The sequence below is a fragment of the Shewanella sp. TC10 genome (assembly GCF_009663145.1).
Lineage (GTDB): Bacteria > Pseudomonadota > Gammaproteobacteria > Enterobacterales > Shewanellaceae > Shewanella.
Map to the genome: position 1 here is coordinate 17599 of NZ_VKHR01000058.1, position 16850 is coordinate 34448.

The 16850-nt window shown below is 41.0% G+C and carries 15 protein-coding genes; all 15 read left to right on the forward strand.

What is annotated here, in order from left to right; all coding sequences use genetic code 11:
- The first annotated feature begins 7 nt into the window (after positions 1–7).
- Positions 8–814 (forward strand): enoyl-CoA hydratase, encoded by an 807-nt coding sequence (locus FNZ24_RS17225; RefSeq protein WP_228768532.1) that lies wholly within the window; start codon positions 8–10, stop codon positions 812–814.
- Positions 814–1929 carry an enoyl-CoA hydratase/isomerase family protein gene (locus FNZ24_RS17230; RefSeq protein ID WP_153916071.1) on the forward strand — a complete coding sequence of 372 codons (1116 nt, stop codon included), beginning with the start codon at positions 814–816 and terminating at the stop codon, positions 1927–1929. The genes FNZ24_RS17225 and FNZ24_RS17230 overlap by 1 nt, the downstream gene beginning before the upstream one ends.
- Positions 1930–1941: 12 nt before the next feature.
- Entirely contained in the window at positions 1942–2847 is a 906-nt protein-coding gene (gene mmsB / locus FNZ24_RS17235) for a 3-hydroxyisobutyrate dehydrogenase (protein WP_153916072.1), read from the forward strand.
- A gap of 62 nt (positions 2848–2909) precedes the next feature.
- Positions 2910–3668 carry an SDR family oxidoreductase gene (locus FNZ24_RS17240; protein ID WP_153916073.1) on the forward strand — a complete coding sequence of 253 codons (759 nt, stop codon included), beginning with the start codon at positions 2910–2912 and terminating at the stop codon, positions 3666–3668.
- Between the two features lie 268 nt (positions 3669–3936).
- The gene (locus FNZ24_RS17245) at positions 3937–4167 is read left to right on the forward strand and encodes a hypothetical protein (protein ID WP_153916074.1); all 231 of its coding nucleotides are present in this window, start codon (positions 3937–3939) and stop codon (positions 4165–4167) included.
- A gap of 331 nt (positions 4168–4498) precedes the next feature.
- Complete coding sequence (locus FNZ24_RS17250) at positions 4499–6094, forward strand: ABC-F family ATPase (protein WP_153916075.1); 1596 nt, start codon at positions 4499–4501, stop codon at positions 6092–6094.
- Positions 6095–6279: 185 nt separating this feature from the next.
- Positions 6280–8271: a methyl-accepting chemotaxis protein gene (locus FNZ24_RS17255; RefSeq protein ID WP_153916085.1), complete on the forward strand. Its 1992-nt coding sequence runs from the start codon at positions 6280–6282 to the stop codon at positions 8269–8271.
- Positions 8272–8429: 158 nt separating this feature from the next.
- Positions 8430–9197, forward strand: coding sequence for a class I SAM-dependent methyltransferase (locus FNZ24_RS17260; protein WP_153916076.1), 768 nt, complete (start codon positions 8430–8432; stop codon positions 9195–9197).
- A complete protein-coding gene (locus FNZ24_RS17265; protein WP_153916077.1) occupies positions 9197–9595 on the forward strand; it encodes a hypothetical protein in 399 nt (132 codons plus the stop codon). Before FNZ24_RS17260 ends, FNZ24_RS17265 begins: the two co-directional genes overlap by 1 nt.
- Before the next feature lie 482 nt (positions 9596–10077).
- Positions 10078–10941 carry a virulence protein gene (locus tag FNZ24_RS17270; RefSeq protein WP_153916078.1) on the forward strand — a complete coding sequence of 288 codons (864 nt, stop codon included), beginning with the start codon at positions 10078–10080 and terminating at the stop codon, positions 10939–10941.
- A gap of 2 nt (positions 10942–10943) precedes the next feature.
- The gene (locus FNZ24_RS17275) at positions 10944–11861 is read left to right on the forward strand and encodes an alpha/beta fold hydrolase (protein ID WP_228768533.1); all 918 of its coding nucleotides are present in this window, start codon (positions 10944–10946) and stop codon (positions 11859–11861) included.
- Complete coding sequence (locus FNZ24_RS17280; protein WP_228768534.1) at positions 11858–13177, forward strand: DUF4056 domain-containing protein; 1320 nt, start codon at positions 11858–11860, stop codon at positions 13175–13177. The genes FNZ24_RS17275 and FNZ24_RS17280 overlap by 4 nt, the downstream gene beginning before the upstream one ends.
- Positions 13174–14358 carry a BamA/TamA family outer membrane protein gene (locus FNZ24_RS17285; RefSeq protein WP_153916079.1) on the forward strand — a complete coding sequence of 395 codons (1185 nt, stop codon included), beginning with the start codon at positions 13174–13176 and terminating at the stop codon, positions 14356–14358. Before FNZ24_RS17280 ends, FNZ24_RS17285 begins: the two co-directional genes overlap by 4 nt.
- A gap of 126 nt (positions 14359–14484) precedes the next feature.
- Positions 14485–14964 carry an AAA family ATPase gene (locus FNZ24_RS17290; protein ID WP_153916080.1) on the forward strand — a complete coding sequence of 160 codons (480 nt, stop codon included), beginning with the start codon at positions 14485–14487 and terminating at the stop codon, positions 14962–14964.
- Between the two features lie 247 nt (positions 14965–15211).
- Entirely contained in the window at positions 15212–16690 is a 1479-nt protein-coding gene (yfcC, locus tag FNZ24_RS17295; protein WP_416384848.1) for a putative basic amino acid antiporter YfcC, read from the forward strand.
- Positions 16691–16850 lie beyond the last annotated feature (160 nt).

Genomic DNA, 16850 nt, shown 5'->3' on the forward strand with positions numbered 1-16850 from the left:
ACGAATAATGACAAGCTCTGACTTAATGCAAAATGATGCAGAACAGGCAATTATCGAGACCATCAATGGTCATACAGCGATATTAACCTTAAATAATCCACCTGCTAATACGTGGACTGCTGATAGTTTGGTGTTGCTGAAAGATATCGTGCAGCGATTAAATGAAGATAACAATATCTATGCACTTGTGATCACTGGGAAAGGCGACAAGTTCTTTTCAGCGGGCGCCGATCTTAAATTATTTGCCGATGGTGACAAAGGTAATGCAGCGACAATGGCCAAATGTTTTGGTGAGGCTTTTGAGACCTTAAGTGCATTTCGCGGAGTGTCGATTGCAGCCATTAATGGCTATGCCATGGGCGGCGGTCTAGAAGTCGCACTGGCCTGTGATTTACGCATTGCAGAAAGTCAGGCCCAAATGGCGCTGCCAGAAGCGACTGTTGGTTTATTACCTTGTGCTGGCGGTACGCAAAACCTAACCGCACTTGTTGGGGAAGGTTGGGCGAAAAGAATGATCCTTTGTGGTGAAAGGGTTGATGCGGCAAAAGCCGAGCGAATTGGTTTAATTGAAGAAGTTGCCGAAAAGGGTGAGTCTCTGGATGCTGCAGTTGCATTAGCGGCAAAAGTAGCCCGACAATCTCCAAGTAGTGTGACTGTGTGTAAAAAGCTAATTCAAGCAGGGCGCACTATGCCACGCACACAAGCATTGCCATTAGAACGTGAACTATTCGTAGGCTTATTTGATACAGAAGATCAGGCAGAAGGCGTAAATGCCTTTTTAGATAAACGTGCGGCAAATTGGAAGAACTGCTAATGACTCAAGATGTAATATTTCAGACTTTAGGGACATTATCTGGCAAATCAATTGGTGTGGTTACGCTCAATATTGAAAAAGCCTTAAATGCATTAAATCTTGATATGGTGCAAGCCATGACCAAGCAATTACAAGCTTGGAAAGACGATAATGATATTGCTTTTGTGGTGCTTGATGGTGCTGGCGAAAAAGCATTTTGTGCTGGTGGCGATGTAAGAGCTATTTATCATGCTTCTATCGCAAATCCCAATACTATGACCGACGAGGCATGTGACTTCTTTACTCAAGAATATCAGCTTGATTATTTACTACATCAATTCGGTAAGCCTGTTGTTATTTGGGGGGACGGTATTGTCATGGGCGGCGGCCTTGGCTTAATGGCGGGTGGTAGTCATCGCGTTGTCACTGAGCGCAGCAGAATTGCCATGCCAGAAGTCAGTATTGGTTTATACCCTGATGTTGGTGGCAGTTATTTCCTCAACAGAATGCCAGGCAAACTGGGATTATTTTTAGGGTTAACAGCCTACAATATGAACGCAGCAGATGCGTTACATGTGGATCTGGGTAATCACTTTTTAGGCAGCGATGAGAAAGAGCCTTTGTTCGATGCCATTGCCGAAATTAGCTGGAGCGATGATGCTGCGTTAAATCATCAACAGCTGAGTATTTTACTTAATAAAATGCAGGCGAGTTCCACTAAAGAGATTGGCGAAAGTCCTCTTGCGACTTTTCAGCCACAAATCGATCAATTAATGTCAGGTGAAATTGAAGAAGTCCATCATCAAATAACGAGTTTAAATACTGAACTTGATTGGCTTAATCGAGCTCAAAAAACGGCGTTATCAGGTAGCCCGTTAAGTTGGTTTTTAATTTTTGCACAAGCCAACCTAGGCACAAGTAAAACCTTGGCTGAATCGTTTAAATGGGAGCTAGGTTTGAGTGTTAATTGCTGTTCTCATGGCGATTTTTGCGAAGGCGTTCGTGCATTATTAATAGATAAAGACCGTCAGCCACAGTGGCGTTTTAGCCATGCAAGTGAAGTGACAGCTGAAGCGGTAACGCAATTACTGACATCACCTTGGGACGCTGACAAGCATCCATTAAAAGATCTTTAAAAGGAATTTATCATGGCTACAGTAGCATTTATTGGTTTAGGTAATATGGGCGGCCCGATGGCGGCAAATTTAATCAAAGCAGGCATGACTGTGACTGTATTTGATCTGGTTCCTGCTGCGGTTGAAGCATTAACAGCTCAAGGTGCACTCAGTGCTAAAACCGCTTGCGGCGCAGCGGCATCTGCCGACTACGTGATCACCATGTTGCCAGCAGCCAAGCATGTTCATCAATTGTATATTGGCGATACTGACAATAAAGGCTTGTTGGACGTAGTTGCTAAAGATGCCGTATTGATTGATTGCTCAACCATCGATGCTGGCACAGCGCAAGTGGTAGGCTCCCATGCTGCCGAGAAAGGAATCGAATTTATGGACGCGCCTGTTTCGGGCGGAACGGCAGGCGCTGCAGCGGGTACCTTGACCTTTATTTGTGGTGGTAGTGATAATGCTTATGAGAAAGCGCAAACCGTATTAACGGTAATGGGCGCTAATATTTTCCATGCAGGTGCCGCCGGTGCAGGGCAAATCGCTAAGATTTGTAATAATATGCTGTTATCAGTATTAATGGTCGGAACTAGCGAGTCATTACAATTAGGTATTGATAATGGTTTAGACCCTAAAGTGTTATCTGATATCATGAAAGTCAGCAGTGGCGGCAATTGGACCTTAGAGAAATATAACCCTTGTCCAGATGTGATGGAAAGTGTGCCTTCATCTAACGATTACCAAGGTGGCTTTATGGTCGACTTGATGGTCAAAGATTTAGGTTTATCTCAACAAGCGTCGGTAGCATCAAACTCAAGTACACCTATGGGAGCGTTAGCACGCAGCATGTATGTTAATCATGCGCGTCAAGGCAATGGTCGCCGCGATTTCTCAAGTATTTTTGAACAATTTGCCCCAGTGGCTAAAAAGTAATGGGTCTAATAGACTCAAGAGCAATAATCTCGGTTTAAATAAGAGTAGAAAGGATCCAGTTAATGGAAATTAAAGATAAGGTTGTGGTCATTACTGGCGGTGCTGGTGGTTTAGGTTTAGCCATGGCGCAAGACTTTGCTGCACAAGGCGCTCGTTTGGCGCTTATCGATGTAGACCAAGAGAAATTAGAACGTGCATGTGCTGATTTAGGTGCTTCTACTGAAGTACAAGGTTATGCGCTAGATATCACAGACGAAGAAGATGTGGTTGCAGGTTTTAACTACATCCTAGAAGATTTTGGCCAAGTAAACGTATTGATTAATAATGCGGGTATTTTACGTGATGGTTTAATGGTGAAAGCCAAAGAAGGCAAAGTCACAGACCGCATGTCTTACGAGCAGTTTCAGTCAGTCATCAATGTAAACTTAACGGGCACATTCTTGTGTGGTCGTGAAGCGGCGGCTGCGATGATCCATTCACAGCAAGCTGGCGTGATTATTAATATTTCGAGTATTGCTAAAGCCGGTAACATGGGCCAGTCAAACTATTCGGCTTCTAAAGCGGGTGTTGCTGCGATGAGTGTTGGCTGGGCAAAAGAGCTGGCGCGTTACAATATTCGTAGTGCTGCAGTTGCACCAGGTGTCATTGCTACAGAGATGACCGCTGGGATGAAACCAGAAGCGTTAGAGCGCTTAGAGAAAATGGTGCCAGTTGGCCGTTTAGGTGAGGCGCAAGAAGTGGCCGCAACCGTTAAATTCATTGTTGAAAACGACTATGTTAATGGCCGAGTATTTGAAATCGATGGCGGCTTAAGCATGTGATATTGAAGTGAAGCTTGATGTTTAAGCATTAAGCTATCTTCAGACTTCACTCTTACTTACTTGGTGAGAGTGAGTTATCGAGAATAACTTAGCCACTGTCATCAACATCTTGTAATACAATCGATGTACGATAGTTGAAGTAAAGTAGTTAAAGCCAGCCTGTTAAATGGTTGGCTTTTTTATTAATGATGTTATTGTTACCATCTTTACGACGGTAATTGTGTGGTATCACACAGTAAAATATAAAAGATATTATTAGGGATAAGAAATGGATAGGCTGGAAAAAGCAATGAGGGTGACGATGCTAACTGTGGGTATTGCAGGTATAGCCGTGATCTATTTTGGTTTTTTCTACTTACAGTTCAATGACCAGCTTGGTATGACTATGCCTTGGTACTTCCTACTTTCACCGTGGATCTGTGTTTTTTTCGGCTTAAGCCAGCAGCAACAAGTCGACACGATTAGTTGGTTTACTAAAAAGTTTAGCTTTAAAAAGTAACCACCATACTAGCACTGCTTTTGCTGCAATAATGGCCGACCTTGTTGGCTATTTTTATATGTAAGTTTACAGACACATTAAATTCATCAATTTCCCATCTATTTATCCTCCTAAAAGCACTAAGTTAAGTTGAAAAAATAAGCTGAAATGCTATAGTACGCCGCCTAATTATTGTGACCATGCTTATTATTTTAAGGGTGGTTTAAAACCAGTGCTATTTACGTACAGCCGCTATACTCGTTAAACAATAAATAACTTGTTAAACGCAGCAGCTAATAAAGTCGGCGCTGGTTTTTTGTTTTTGTCATAACTTGAATTTTGGAATCTCATTTTGATTACTACAGCTAACATCACCATGCAGTTTGGTTCAAAACCACTGTTTGAAAATATCTCAGTTAAATTCGGTGGCGGAAACCGCTACGGTCTTATCGGAGCCAATGGCTGTGGTAAATCCACCTTCATGAAAATTCTTACTGGCGATTTAGAACCTACAAGCGGTAACGTGTCGATTGATCCAGGCGAGCGCATGGGTAAATTGAACCAGGATCAATTCGCCTATGAAGCTTTCTCAGTGGTTGACACTGTGATCATGGGTCATAAAGAGTTGTGGGAAGTTAAACAAGAACGTGACCGCATTTATTCTTTACCAGAAATGAGTGAAGAAGACGGTATTAAGGTTGCTGAGCTTGAAATGGAATTTGCTGAGATGGATGGTTACACCGCAGAATCTCGTGCAGGTGACTTACTCATGGGCGTAGGTATTGGTGTGGACCAACACTTTGGCTTGATGAGCGAAATTGCACCAGGTTTCAAGTTACGTGTACTTCTTGCACAAGCTTTGTTCTCAGATCCTGATGTATTACTACTTGATGAACCAACCAACAACTTGGACATCGATACCATTCGCTGGTTACAAGAAATGCTGAACCAACGTAACAGCACCATGGTTATTATCTCGCACGATAGATACTTCTTAAACTCAGTATGTACTCATATGGCTGATATCGATTACGGTGAGCTACGTGTTTACCCAGGTAACTACGATGAATACATGATGGCAGCGCAGCAAGCCCGCGAACGTCTACAATCAGACAATGCTAAGAAGAAAGCACAAATTGCTGAGCTTCAGGGCTTCGTTGCACGTTTCTCTGCTAATGCCTCAAAAGCTAAACAAGCAACGTCACGTGCTAAGCAAATCGATAAGATTAAGATTGAAGAAATTAAAGCGTCTAGCCGTGTTAATCCGTTTATTCGTTTCGAACAAGAAAAGAAATTGTTCCGTAATGCATTAGTAGTTGAGCAATTAGAAAAAGGCTTTGAAGAAAAGCCGTTATTCACAGGCTTTGACATGATGGCTGAAGTTGGCGAGCGTATTGCTATCTTAGGTGAGAACGGTGTGGGTAAAACCACCTTGCTACGTACTTTAGTACATGACTTGCCGCAAGATGCCGGTACTATCCAGTGGTCTGAGAATTCAAACATTGGTTACTATGCACAGGATCACGAAGCTGATTTTGCTAACGATATGACATTATTTGACTGGATGAGCCAATGGCGCAAACCAGAAGATGATGACCAATCAGTTCGTGGTATTTTAGGCCGTATGCTATTCGGTTCTGACGATATTAAAAAGTCAGTTAAAGTACTATCTGGTGGTGAAAAAGGTCGTATGTACTTTGGTAAGTTGATTATGCAAAAGCCAAACATTTTGCTGCTCGATGAACCAACTAACCACATGGATATGGAATCAATCGAGTCATTGAATAACGCCTTAGAAATGTATGAGGGTACCTTGTTATTCGTTTCCCATGACCGTGCATTTGTATCATCGCTTGCGACACGTATTTTAGAAGTGACGCCAAACGGCATTAACGACTTCAAAGGGACTTATGATGAGTTCTTAGCCAGTAAAGGCGTTGAAGGATAAGTTAAAGTTTTTACTTTAGATGTCGATAAAAACCTGTAAGGCTAATTAATTAGCTGTTACAGGTTTTTTTTGTGCAAACGCAACACAGTTACTAATTTGATCTAGAATTAAGTCGCCTTAATTACATCAAAGCATGTAATTTAAGCGAAATTGCATGGAGCACTTACTCTATGGGTAAAGATACAATGAAATGGATTACCGATCTTAAAACGCTACACAAACTTCTTTTGCTGATTATTCCACCTCTGTTTATTTGTCTCATTTATGGCGGCATGTTTGTTCATAATAAATATGAAACTAAATCGGAATTAACCACAGTACTTTCTTTAAGTGAGCTGGCAGTTATTAATAGTGCGTTAGTACATGAATTACAAAAAGAGCGCGGCATGAGTGCGGGTTACATTGGCTCACAAGGGAAATCTTTTGCTGATTTACTTCCAAATCAGCGCGCTATGTCAGATCGACAAATCAGTACTTTTAATAATATTCCCGATATGGATGATTTTCCTGTCCAAATTACTTCGACTTTACGTCAAATTCAAAATCAATTGCAGCAGTTACAATCCATTAGACGATCTGTTGATAGTTTAACGATTTCTGTGGCAGATGAAGTTAAGTACTACACCGAGCTGAATAGTGCACTTTTGTCCGTTGTAGATGAAACGGCTATGCAAAGCACCGACAGTGAGTTGTCATTAAAGCTGGCTTCATTTGGTGCATTTTTACAGCTAAAAGAACGCGCCGGTATTGAGCGTGCTGTATTGAGTACCACGTTTGGTCAGCAGGGTTTTAAGGACGGTGTTTATGCCCGTTTTGTAACCTTAGTGTCAGAGCAAAATACCTATGGTGAGCGTTTTAAGGCGCTAGCCACTGGGGATTGGATATCGCAATTTAACCAAGTGAATCGCTCACGTGAAATCAGTGAAGTAGACCAGTTCCGTCAAATTGCTTTTTCACAGGTGACTAAAGATATCAGTGAGCAAAACCCTGAAAATTGGTTTAAGACTTCAACAAACAGAATTAACATATTGACTGATTTCGAGCATTTTCTTGCTGATGATTTAATTAGTTTAACTCAGAGCCGCTTGAATACGGCAAGCCAGTTAATGTGGACATCTTTGTTGGCATTAACGATTTCCATAAGCTTGTTAGCTTGGTTAAGTTTATCTGTATCTAAGTACCTTAATCGCAGTTTGAGCCATTTATTCAATAAGGTAACTCATGCAGGAAATAACTTTGATTTAAGCACCCGAATTGAACATCAATCGGAAGATGAATTTGGGCAACTTTCTGATGCGTTTAACGCCATGATGAATGACTTTGAAACCATTATCTTGCAAGTGCGTCAGAGTGCGACCCAAGTTGTGACTGTGGTGGAGCAAGTTAATGGTTATACCCATACCATGAAACAAGACGTTGAGCTTGGTTACCTTGAAGCAGAGCAAGTCGCATCAGCGATGACAGAAATGAGCGCGACAGTAACTCAAATTGCCGCCAATGCAGTGCAAGCCTCTGATGCATCAACTTCTGCCAATAAAGAAGCACATATTGGTAATTCTGAAGTGTCTAAAACGACAGTCTCAATTAAACATCTTGCTAATGAAATAAGTGAGGCATCTAATGCTATTGAAAAACTTGATCTTGATGTTCAATCGATAGCCACAATTTTAGATGTGATCAGCGCTATTTCTGAGCAGACAAATTTACTGGCATTAAATGCTGCTATTGAAGCGGCAAGGGCAGGTGAGCAAGGTCGAGGTTTCGCAGTGGTTGCCGATGAAGTCAGAACGCTTGCTCAGCGGACTCAGTCTTCAACAGATGATATTAAACGCATGACAGACAGATTGAAATCTGGCGCACAATTGGCGGTTAAAACAATGCAACGAGGCATGGTTAGCGCAGATGAAAGTGTCGCAGAAGTGGAGCATGCTGGGCAAGAGTTAAAGCAAATTGTTGCTGATGTGGACGTTATCGATAATATGAATCAACAAATTGCGTCAGCAACCCATGAACAAGCTGCAGTGGCTGAAGAGGTGAATCAAAACGCAATGAAAATTAGCGAAATTTACAGCCAGACACAACAGATAGCAGAGTCCTTAAGCCAGTTAAATGAGACGCTACTTGAAGATGCGGCGGCTATGTCGGAGCAAGTGCAAAAGTTTACCTTAACCCAATAACCATCAACAGAGCCTCAAGCTATGAAGTTAAAAATAAACCGACCTATTCATGGTCGGTTTTTTTATGAGCAAGCGAATAGTAAACTTGAGCTGAAAATGTGAATCTCGAATTTACTTTGCTAATATACTGGCAGAATAAATAATATGTTGGATTAGCAATGGATTACATCAATATCAATAAACATGCTTGGAATGAACGCGCCAAAGTGCATTTCGATTCCTCTTTTTATGATGTGCCAAGTTTTTTGGCTGGTAATTCATCGTTAACTGAAATTGAGTCAGCCGAGTTGACTGAAGTTGATGGTAAATCACTATTGCACCTTCAATGTCACTTTGGGTTAGATACCTTGTCATTGGCAAGGTTAGGGGCCAAAGTGACAGGTGTAGATTTATCGGATGCAGCCATTAACAAAGCCTGTGAGTTAGCAAACCAATGTCGCATCGATGCAGAGTTTGTATGCGCAGATGTTTATAGCTATTCAGCTTCGAGTCAGCATAGTTTTGATATTGTCTTCACCTCGTTTGGCGCCATTTGTTGGTTACCTTCTCTAACGCAATGGGCACAGGTTATCAGCGATAATTTAAAGTCCGGTGGCACATTTTATATGGCTGAGTTTCACCCAGTACAAGATGTATTAGATGGCTATCCCTATTTTCACAAGCCAGAACCCGATGTTGTCGTTGAAGGGTCTTATACTGAAGCGGATGCTGATGAGCAAACAATGGTGACATGGGCGCACTCATTAAGTGAAGTGATTAACGCCCTCATACAAGCGGGGATCCGCATTGATGCTGTTAATGAGTTTCCTTTTAGCCCGTACAATTGTTTTGAAAATCTTATTGAAAAGCAGCCAAATCAATTTCATTCCATAGTAAAAGGCCAATCAATTCCCTTGGTGTTTTCTATCAAAGGAACTAAGAGCTAATGCTATTTGAATCACAACAAAGGCTTGGAATAGGCAATCGTTGGGGCCGTATTTTTATTAAAGTGGCTGCGGGCTTAACTACTCTAATTGTATTAATGTATTTGAGCTACTTTTACGTTAGTCCAAGTGTCACTGTAAAAAACAATTCTGAATTCGTTATTGATTCTGCTGTAATCAATCTACCGTTAAGTCGTTTGGATTTCGGTGAAATTAATACATCTGGCAAAAATACTATTTATTATGATTTAGCGCAGCTTGATGGCCAGTATGAATATGAATTATTACTGAACAGTGGTGATAGCCTAAAAGGGAAGTGTGGCTATGTGACAAATTTTGAAATTAATAAGCGTGCAGTACTTATTTTAAATGACATTGGCGAAATCCGTTGTAACTTTTGATGTTTGAAACTGTAATTTGAACAGTCATTTTATCTTAGTGCTTTAAATAATAAATGTCTTTGTCATCATTTCTTAATACATCTGCTGTAGATTAGATTATCAAGATATAATCACTTTGTTTTATTAGCTGCTAAGCTAGTTATCCTAAATCTACTTCATATTGCCAGTAATATATCCTTAATCGACGAATGTTACTTTTGATACATGTGTTACCCTTTTGTCTGCTTACCTGTATGCGCTGTTAAGTGAGTGACTGCCGCTGTTACGGTTTTGGGCAGACTTTAAACCGCTTCATTAGAATTATTTCATGTTAAAGCTTTTTAAGTTTCATTTAATATTTTCTCACTATTATCCTCCCTCCTCAAATTCCGCTGTTTATTTTATCTACAACTGTTGGGCTAAAGTTGATCCTATGCGGAGCCATTAAAAGTTAAATTCAACTCATAGAACCCTTTTGAGTTGTATAAGGATTTATTGATCTAATGCTAAGAGTTTCCTCGATTATTCTTCTATCAGTTTTCAGTCTTTATAGTCATCTTGTTATTGCTGATGATGCGATTGAAGTGCCACAAAAATATGAGCGCGCATTTCCTATTTGGGCCCAAGAAGCAATTGATTTAGGTCATGAACTACCAAAGCCTTATGGCTTTACTATTAACTATATGTCGATGGAACAACCGTTAGTGGTTGATGGCGTTACCTTTTCAGGTATAGGCGATATTATTGATGATAAAGTGAGTATTAATGGTAGTGAAGCGATGCAAGATTCAGAAACCATTACTTTAAGAGCTGATATGTGGGTACTACCATTTCTAAATCTTTATGGGGTGATTGGCCAAACAAAAGGCAGTAGTGTCGCTAATGTTCAAGTTGAAGTAGAAATGCCATGGCCTTGGCCGCCAGGGGTTTCTGACCCATTTGATTTTGAGCTGAATTTTAAAGGTACTACATACGGTGCGGGCGGCACAATTGTGGGTGGCATAGGCAATTGGTTTGCTTTATTAGATGTTAATTACACTAATACTGATCTTGATATTCTTGATGGTGAGATCAGTTCAATTGTTGTTTCACCGCGTGTAGGTTACCGCACCACTGTTTATGGCCATGAAAGCCAGTTCTGGGTCGGTGCTATGTATCAAAATGTTGAACAAACTTTTAGTGGTTACCTTAAAGATATCGGCATTCCTTTAGGTAATGCAAAATTTGAAGTTACCCAACATCTTGAAGATAAGTGGAATAGCTTAATTGGTGCCCAAATAAACTTAGGTAAGGGGTTTGACTTGTTACTTGAAGGTGGTTTTGGCACACGCACAAGCTTTATGGCTGGCATTGGCTATAGGTTCTAACCATGATGCGACTACTGAGTCTTAGCGTATTTATTTTCTTCCTAGGTGGCTGCTCAGCAGTTTCTATGGTGGATAATTATCAGCAAAACCAATTAATGAAAGCGGGTTTTGAAAGGCATCAGTTGTCGCTAGAGAGTCAAGGGGAATTTCACTACTGGCAAGGTGGAGATAAGAGTGCTCCTGCTGTTATCTTGCTTCATGGTTTTGGTGGCACAGGGATGACCAGTTGGTATGAAATGATGCAAGATCTTGTGTCTGATTATCACGTTATCGTACCTGATTTACTGTGGTTTGGCGCATCATTCAGTAATGCACCAGCAACTATCAGTAGCGAAACTAAAGCTATTCAACTCTTGATTGAAGAGCTTGCGCTTGAAAATGTCAATGTGGTGGGTATTTCGTTTGGTGGGTTTATTACGTTTGACCTAATGATCAAAGAACCTAGCGTCAATAAAGCTATTATGTTGGCAAGCCCAGGTATTGTGTTTGGCGATGAAGACATGGATGCAATGAGTCAACGTTTTGGACAAAGTGTGCCAGAAGCTGTGTTTGTGCCTGAGAATAAAGAAGGTGTAAGACATTTACTTGAGCATACGTTTGTTGATCACCCTTGGTACCCAAGTTTTATCGATGAGCAAATCTATCAAAGCTACTTTGCAGATTTTCATGCACAGAAAAAATCATTGATTACCACTTTACCTGCCTATCGAGATCAACTTAACCCTGTAGAATTTAAAGGTAAGCTTCCGCCTTCATTATTAATTTGGGGCGAAAATGACAATGTGTTCCCACTTGAAAAAGGCATTGAATTTTCTGAGTTTTTAAATGCTCCAATCATAGTTATCCCTGATGCATCCCATGGACTTAGTAATGATTTTCCTGAGTCAATTAGCCAAATGATAAGAGACTTTATTCAATGATGTTCCATTCTCAAAAACGCGTCATCTTATTGAGTGTAGGGTTAATGGTTTCGCTAGTGTCAGCATGCTCAAGTAGTGAATGGCAGGTGAGTGCAACTCCATCTGATTCTGCTGTATCTGCGGCGTTAGATAACCAACCCGATCCTGCTCTATTACGTGATATTGCATTACCTCAACAAGCGGCTATGACTTTACCGACAAGTGTTCGACCTTGTTGTGCATTTGGTAATGGTCAGAAGGTAAAACTTGGTGCAATGACCATCCCTTTTTATCGTCATGCCAATACTATCTCGTTAGAAGATTTAGGTGCTCACGCTTATGAAGCTGGAAGTTTTAGCCATCAAAAGTCGGCACCTGATGAAGGCCGTAGTGGCGAGAACAACGGTATTATTTATACCAGAAAGGGCGGCTTTATAGATTTAGCCCATGTAAGAGACACCGCAGACAACGCGGTAGCGCTGTTTTACCAAATCCACCCGAACCTTGGTGAAAAGCAATCTATTGCATTGCCATTTGAAATTGGTCCTCGAACTATTGAAATTGATCGTTTTGAAGTAAAACATTTGACCGCGACTCAACGTTGGGAGTTGGCAGCGGCAATGGCTGTGCGCCTTGCCTATTCGATGGCTGAAGCTCATGAAATTGCTCAGTATCACGGTTATCGCAGTTTTGGACCGTGGACTGAAGATGTTTCGGCATACTCACCAGAAGATCTTTACTCCAATATGCTAGGTGCAAAAATTGCGCTTGCAGTACTGACCAATAATTTGGCCATGACTCGACTGCAATTTAATTATCATATGACGTCATGGATTGCCGCAACATTAGCTTGGTTAGAGCCTGTCACTGCAGCAGAAACGGATGCACTTTTTGATGTGATTGATGGCTATTGGTGGGACTCAAATGAACCTATGCCTAACAAATTTATGTTACTTAAACGTCATTACGAACTGGGCGAGCAACAATCCCCTTATTTAGTGCCGATTGATATGGCGAAAAACAGTGATACTTGGTCCGATGTTGTAAGTGTTTATGAAACACCTAACGTCGCTCACGACTTAAGTTTAGCCAATCATGTCCACGGAATCACTATCGATAATGTCGCTAAGCAATGGTTACATGTAGATGCAAAATTTGAATCGCATTTTGAACATGTACCTGAGTCTTTGTGGCGTGATGGTTTTACCCAGCAATCATTTTTAGCGTTAACTCGATATAACGAAAAATTGGATGAGAAATTATTGAGTGAGCATTTATCTCAACATTCTCACTTACCGTTAGCGATAGAACAAACATCACAAGGGAAGTTGAAATGAGTTTTTTCAACGGAATTAGAATCGGCTTTTTCTCGATAGGGGTATTGGCTTGTGCAGCGTCATTTGCTTCAGAAAAAGCCAGTGTTGATCAAACAACTGAGACGCTAGCTTCTGATGAAGAGTTGAGCTGGATGGAAAGCTTTTTACAAAAGCTTGGTGCAGATGGCGAGTTTGACGCTGATAAATTGATTGATTTTAGTTTTCTGCCTGGGCCTTTTTATAATCCAGAAATGGATTTAGGTGTGGGTATTTCGGCTGTTGGCTTATATCAAGTCGATCCAACAGATGAAGTTAGCCAGCTGTCATCTTTGGTGATTAATGGCTTAGCATCTATTAATGGTGCGTTAGGTGTTTCACTTGAAAATAAAACCTTCCTAAATGAAGATAATCAGCGATTTTATTTAACTGCTGAAATGTTCGATATACCTGATGTATTTTATGGCGTTGGCTATGATGAAAACCATCAAGACGATAACCGAGTTGATTTTAACGGTCAGTTAGTCCGAGTGAATCCAATGTTTTTACATCGGTTATCATCAAATGTTTTTGTTGGTGCAGGTTTTGACTTTAATTACGCTAAAGCAAGCAGTATTGATCTGCTTGACTCAGATGTTGACGTTGACCCACTACTGGAAACTTCACGTAGCGTTGGGGTTAACTTTTTAGTGAGCTACGATAGCCGGGATAATGTGTTAAATCCCGAACAGGGCAAAATTGCTCAAATTGATACGGGGATTTACCGTAAAGACTTAGGCAGTAAAACTGATTTTGAAATCGTGAATGCTCTTTTCAGCAGTTATCATCAAATTGCCGAATCCGATATTTTAGCATGGCAGGTGCGTGGCCGATTTACCCATGGTGATGTCCCGTGGGATCAACTCTCTAAAGCGGGTGGTGGTGACTTACTGCGAGGTTATACCTCTGGTCGTTATCGCGATAAGCAAATGTTGTTAGCGCAAGTAGAGTACCGCCAAAACCTATCTGGTCGTCATGGTTTGGTTTATTGGGTTGGCGCTGGGGTAATTTCGGAAAAATTCAGTGAGCTGACTTCGGCGAGTGTACTACCCAATACAGGTATAGGTTATCGATTCGAAGTTAAGCCACGCGTAAACTTAAGATTAGATTTAGCCTTTGGTGACGGTGATACTGGTTTTTACTTTAACGTAAATGAAGCCTTTTAATTTCCACTTGGCATTAAGTTAATCAGCCAAATTGAATATGTTACTCTAAAATACCTGTTGAGATAGGTTGCTTAATTAAGTGACTTTATGAGTTACTTTTATGAGTTACTTTTGTGAGGAATTATTGTGAGTAAAGTAGTCATTTTTGGTAATTCAGGCTCGGGTAAATCGACACTAGCAAAACAACTTGCGGCTAACAAAAGTCTGGCACACCTAGATTTAGATACTATTGCTTGGTTGCCGGTTAATCCTCCTCAAAGAATGCCAATAGCAGATTCAAAAACTGTAATTGATGAGTTTTTAAACCTTAATCAATCATGGGTGATTGAAGGCTGTTACAGCGATTTGCTTGAATTAGTCTTTCCACAAACCGATGAGGTTATCTTTCTCAATTTACCCGTTTTAGCGTGTATCGAAAATGCTAAAAAACGTCCTTGGGAACCTCATAAATATGCCAGCAAACAAGCTCAAGATGAAAATTTAACTATGCTTATCGATTGGATTGCGCAGTATGACAGCCGTAGTGATACCTTCTCTAAAGTTGCGCATGAAACATTATTTGAGCAATTTGCAGGCAGAAAAACCATACTCACTTCGAATCGATAATATCTTTACCACTAACAGCAGTCAGTAAACCTTAATTGCTACCTTAATTGAGGTAGATAAGACAATTAGGGTGATGGGAATTTTCCATTAGCTATTGTAGTATGCCAATGGTTGCCGATACACAAGTTGTGTCTGGCATCATTCCATAAAACAATAACTTATAAATGGACTGTGAATGAACTCCCCAGATCAAACCCCAACCTCTCCAAATAGCAGTATTTCAAATGCTAATAACAACACACGGCAAATGCCAGATACGCTGGTTATCATATTCTTTGTTGCATTAGCGGCCGCATTATTAACGTTTGTTGTTCCCATTGGTTCTTTCTCTACTCAAGATGCCAACTATGTCATCGACGGTGTTGAGAAAACCCGCAGTGTGATTGACCCAACGTCTTTTCAGTACGCCTTGAATGAAGCTGGGGAGCCAAAACTTGATCCCATTTCATTATTCAAAGGAAATGGCGAAATTGGTTTTTTCAACTTTGCTTTTGAAGGCATGGTATCTGGCTCAAAATGGGGCAGCGCCATCGGTGTGATTATGTTCATGCTGGTGATCGGTGGCTCATTTGGTGTCGTTATGGCTACAGGCACCATTGATAATGGTATTTTACGCTTAATCGATAAAACACAAGGCAACGAAAAACTGTTTATCCCAGTGATATTCAGCTTGTTTTCATTAGGGGGCGCTGTGTTTGGAATGGGCGAAGAAGCCATTGCCTTTGCAATTATTATTTGTCCATTAATGATCCGCCTAGGTTATGACTCTATTTGTACGGTAATGGTGACATACGTGGCAACTCAAATCGGTTTTGCCAGCTCATGGATGAACCCATTTAGTGTTGCTATTGCTCAAGGGATTGCGGGCGTGCCTGTGCTATCAGGTGCAGGTGTACGTTCAGTGATGTGGCTTGGTTTTACTCTGATTGGTATAGGTTTCACTATGCGATATGCCAGCAAAATTCAACGTAACCCTACTGAGTCGTTTAGTTATCACACTGATCAGTTTTTCCGAGATAATCAGCAAGGCAGTGTTAAAGAGAGCCGTTTCAACCTTGGCGATATTTTGGTGCTATTGACTATAGTTGGCACTATTGCTTGGGTGATTTTGGGTGTTGTGGCTCATGCATGGTTTATTCCTGAAATCGCCAGTCAGTTTTTTACCATGGGCATTATTGTTGGCATCATAGGGGTGGTATTTAAGCTCAATGATATTGATATGAATAAAGTCGCTGTCAGCTTTAAACAAGGTGCTGGGACGATGCTGGAACCTGCCGTTCTGGTTGGCTGTGCATCAGGCATTTTACTTTTACTGGGCGGTGCTGGTGCGACTGAACCCAGTGTATTGAATACCATATTACACAGTGCTGGTAATGTGATTGGCCAGCTTCCTACCGCTTTGTCTGCATGGTTTATGTTGCTGTTTCAGTCTGTGTTTAATTTCTTTGTCACCTCTGGCTCTGGCCAAGCGGCATTAACAATGCCACTTATGGCGCCACTGGCTGATATTGTCGGTGTGACACGCCAAGTGGCGGTATTAGCTTTTCAGTTAGGTGACGGATTTACCAATGTTTTAGTACCCACTTCAGCTTCATTAATGGCAACGTTAGGGGTGTGTCGTGTGGATTGGGGTAATTGGTTTAAGTTTATCTGGCGCTTTTTACTTGGATTGTTTGTGATCTCAAGCATAATTGTGGTGTCGGCTCATTACTTTGGGTTTAGCTAAACTAAGCTGCTAATATCAAGGTCATGCGGTTAATCTTGACTAACAAACTTGAGCGATAAAGTAGAGATGCCAAAGCTGAGTCAGTCTATTTTTTCCAATAAAAAGCGGCATCGAAAGGTGCCGCTTTTTATTGGAAAAAATAGACTGACTCAGCTTTGGC

Excerpts from the sequence above, each read along its gene's own strand:
- FNZ24_RS17265 (WP_153916077.1), top strand. The coding sequence starts at position 9,197 with ATGCTATTTGAATCACAACAAAGGCTTGGAATAGGCAATCGTTGGGGC.
- FNZ24_RS17270 (WP_153916078.1), top strand. The coding sequence starts at position 10,078 with ATGCTAAGAGTTTCCTCGATTATTCTTCTATCAGTTTTCAGTCTTTAT.
- FNZ24_RS17245 (WP_153916074.1), top strand. The coding sequence starts at position 3,937 with ATGGATAGGCTGGAAAAAGCAATGAGGGTGACGATGCTAACTGTGGGT.
- yfcC (WP_416384848.1), top strand. The coding sequence starts at position 15,212 with ATGCCAGATACGCTGGTTATCATATTCTTTGTTGCATTAGCGGCCGCA.
- FNZ24_RS17260 (WP_153916076.1), top strand. The coding sequence starts at position 8,430 with ATGGATTACATCAATATCAATAAACATGCTTGGAATGAACGCGCCAAA.
- FNZ24_RS17280 (WP_228768534.1), top strand. The coding sequence starts at position 11,858 with ATGATGTTCCATTCTCAAAAACGCGTCATCTTATTGAGTGTAGGGTTA.
- FNZ24_RS17285 (WP_153916079.1), top strand. The coding sequence starts at position 13,174 with ATGAGTTTTTTCAACGGAATTAGAATCGGCTTTTTCTCGATAGGGGTA.
- FNZ24_RS17255 (WP_153916085.1), top strand. The coding sequence starts at position 6,280 with ATGAAATGGATTACCGATCTTAAAACGCTACACAAACTTCTTTTGCTG.
- FNZ24_RS17230 (WP_153916071.1), top strand. The coding sequence starts at position 814 with ATGACTCAAGATGTAATATTTCAGACTTTAGGGACATTATCTGGCAAA.
- FNZ24_RS17225 (WP_228768532.1), top strand. The coding sequence starts at position 8 with ATGACAAGCTCTGACTTAATGCAAAATGATGCAGAACAGGCAATTATC.
- FNZ24_RS17240 (WP_153916073.1), top strand. The coding sequence starts at position 2,910 with ATGGAAATTAAAGATAAGGTTGTGGTCATTACTGGCGGTGCTGGTGGT.
- FNZ24_RS17275 (WP_228768533.1), top strand. The coding sequence starts at position 10,944 with ATGATGCGACTACTGAGTCTTAGCGTATTTATTTTCTTCCTAGGTGGC.
- mmsB (WP_153916072.1), top strand. The coding sequence starts at position 1,942 with ATGGCTACAGTAGCATTTATTGGTTTAGGTAATATGGGCGGCCCGATG.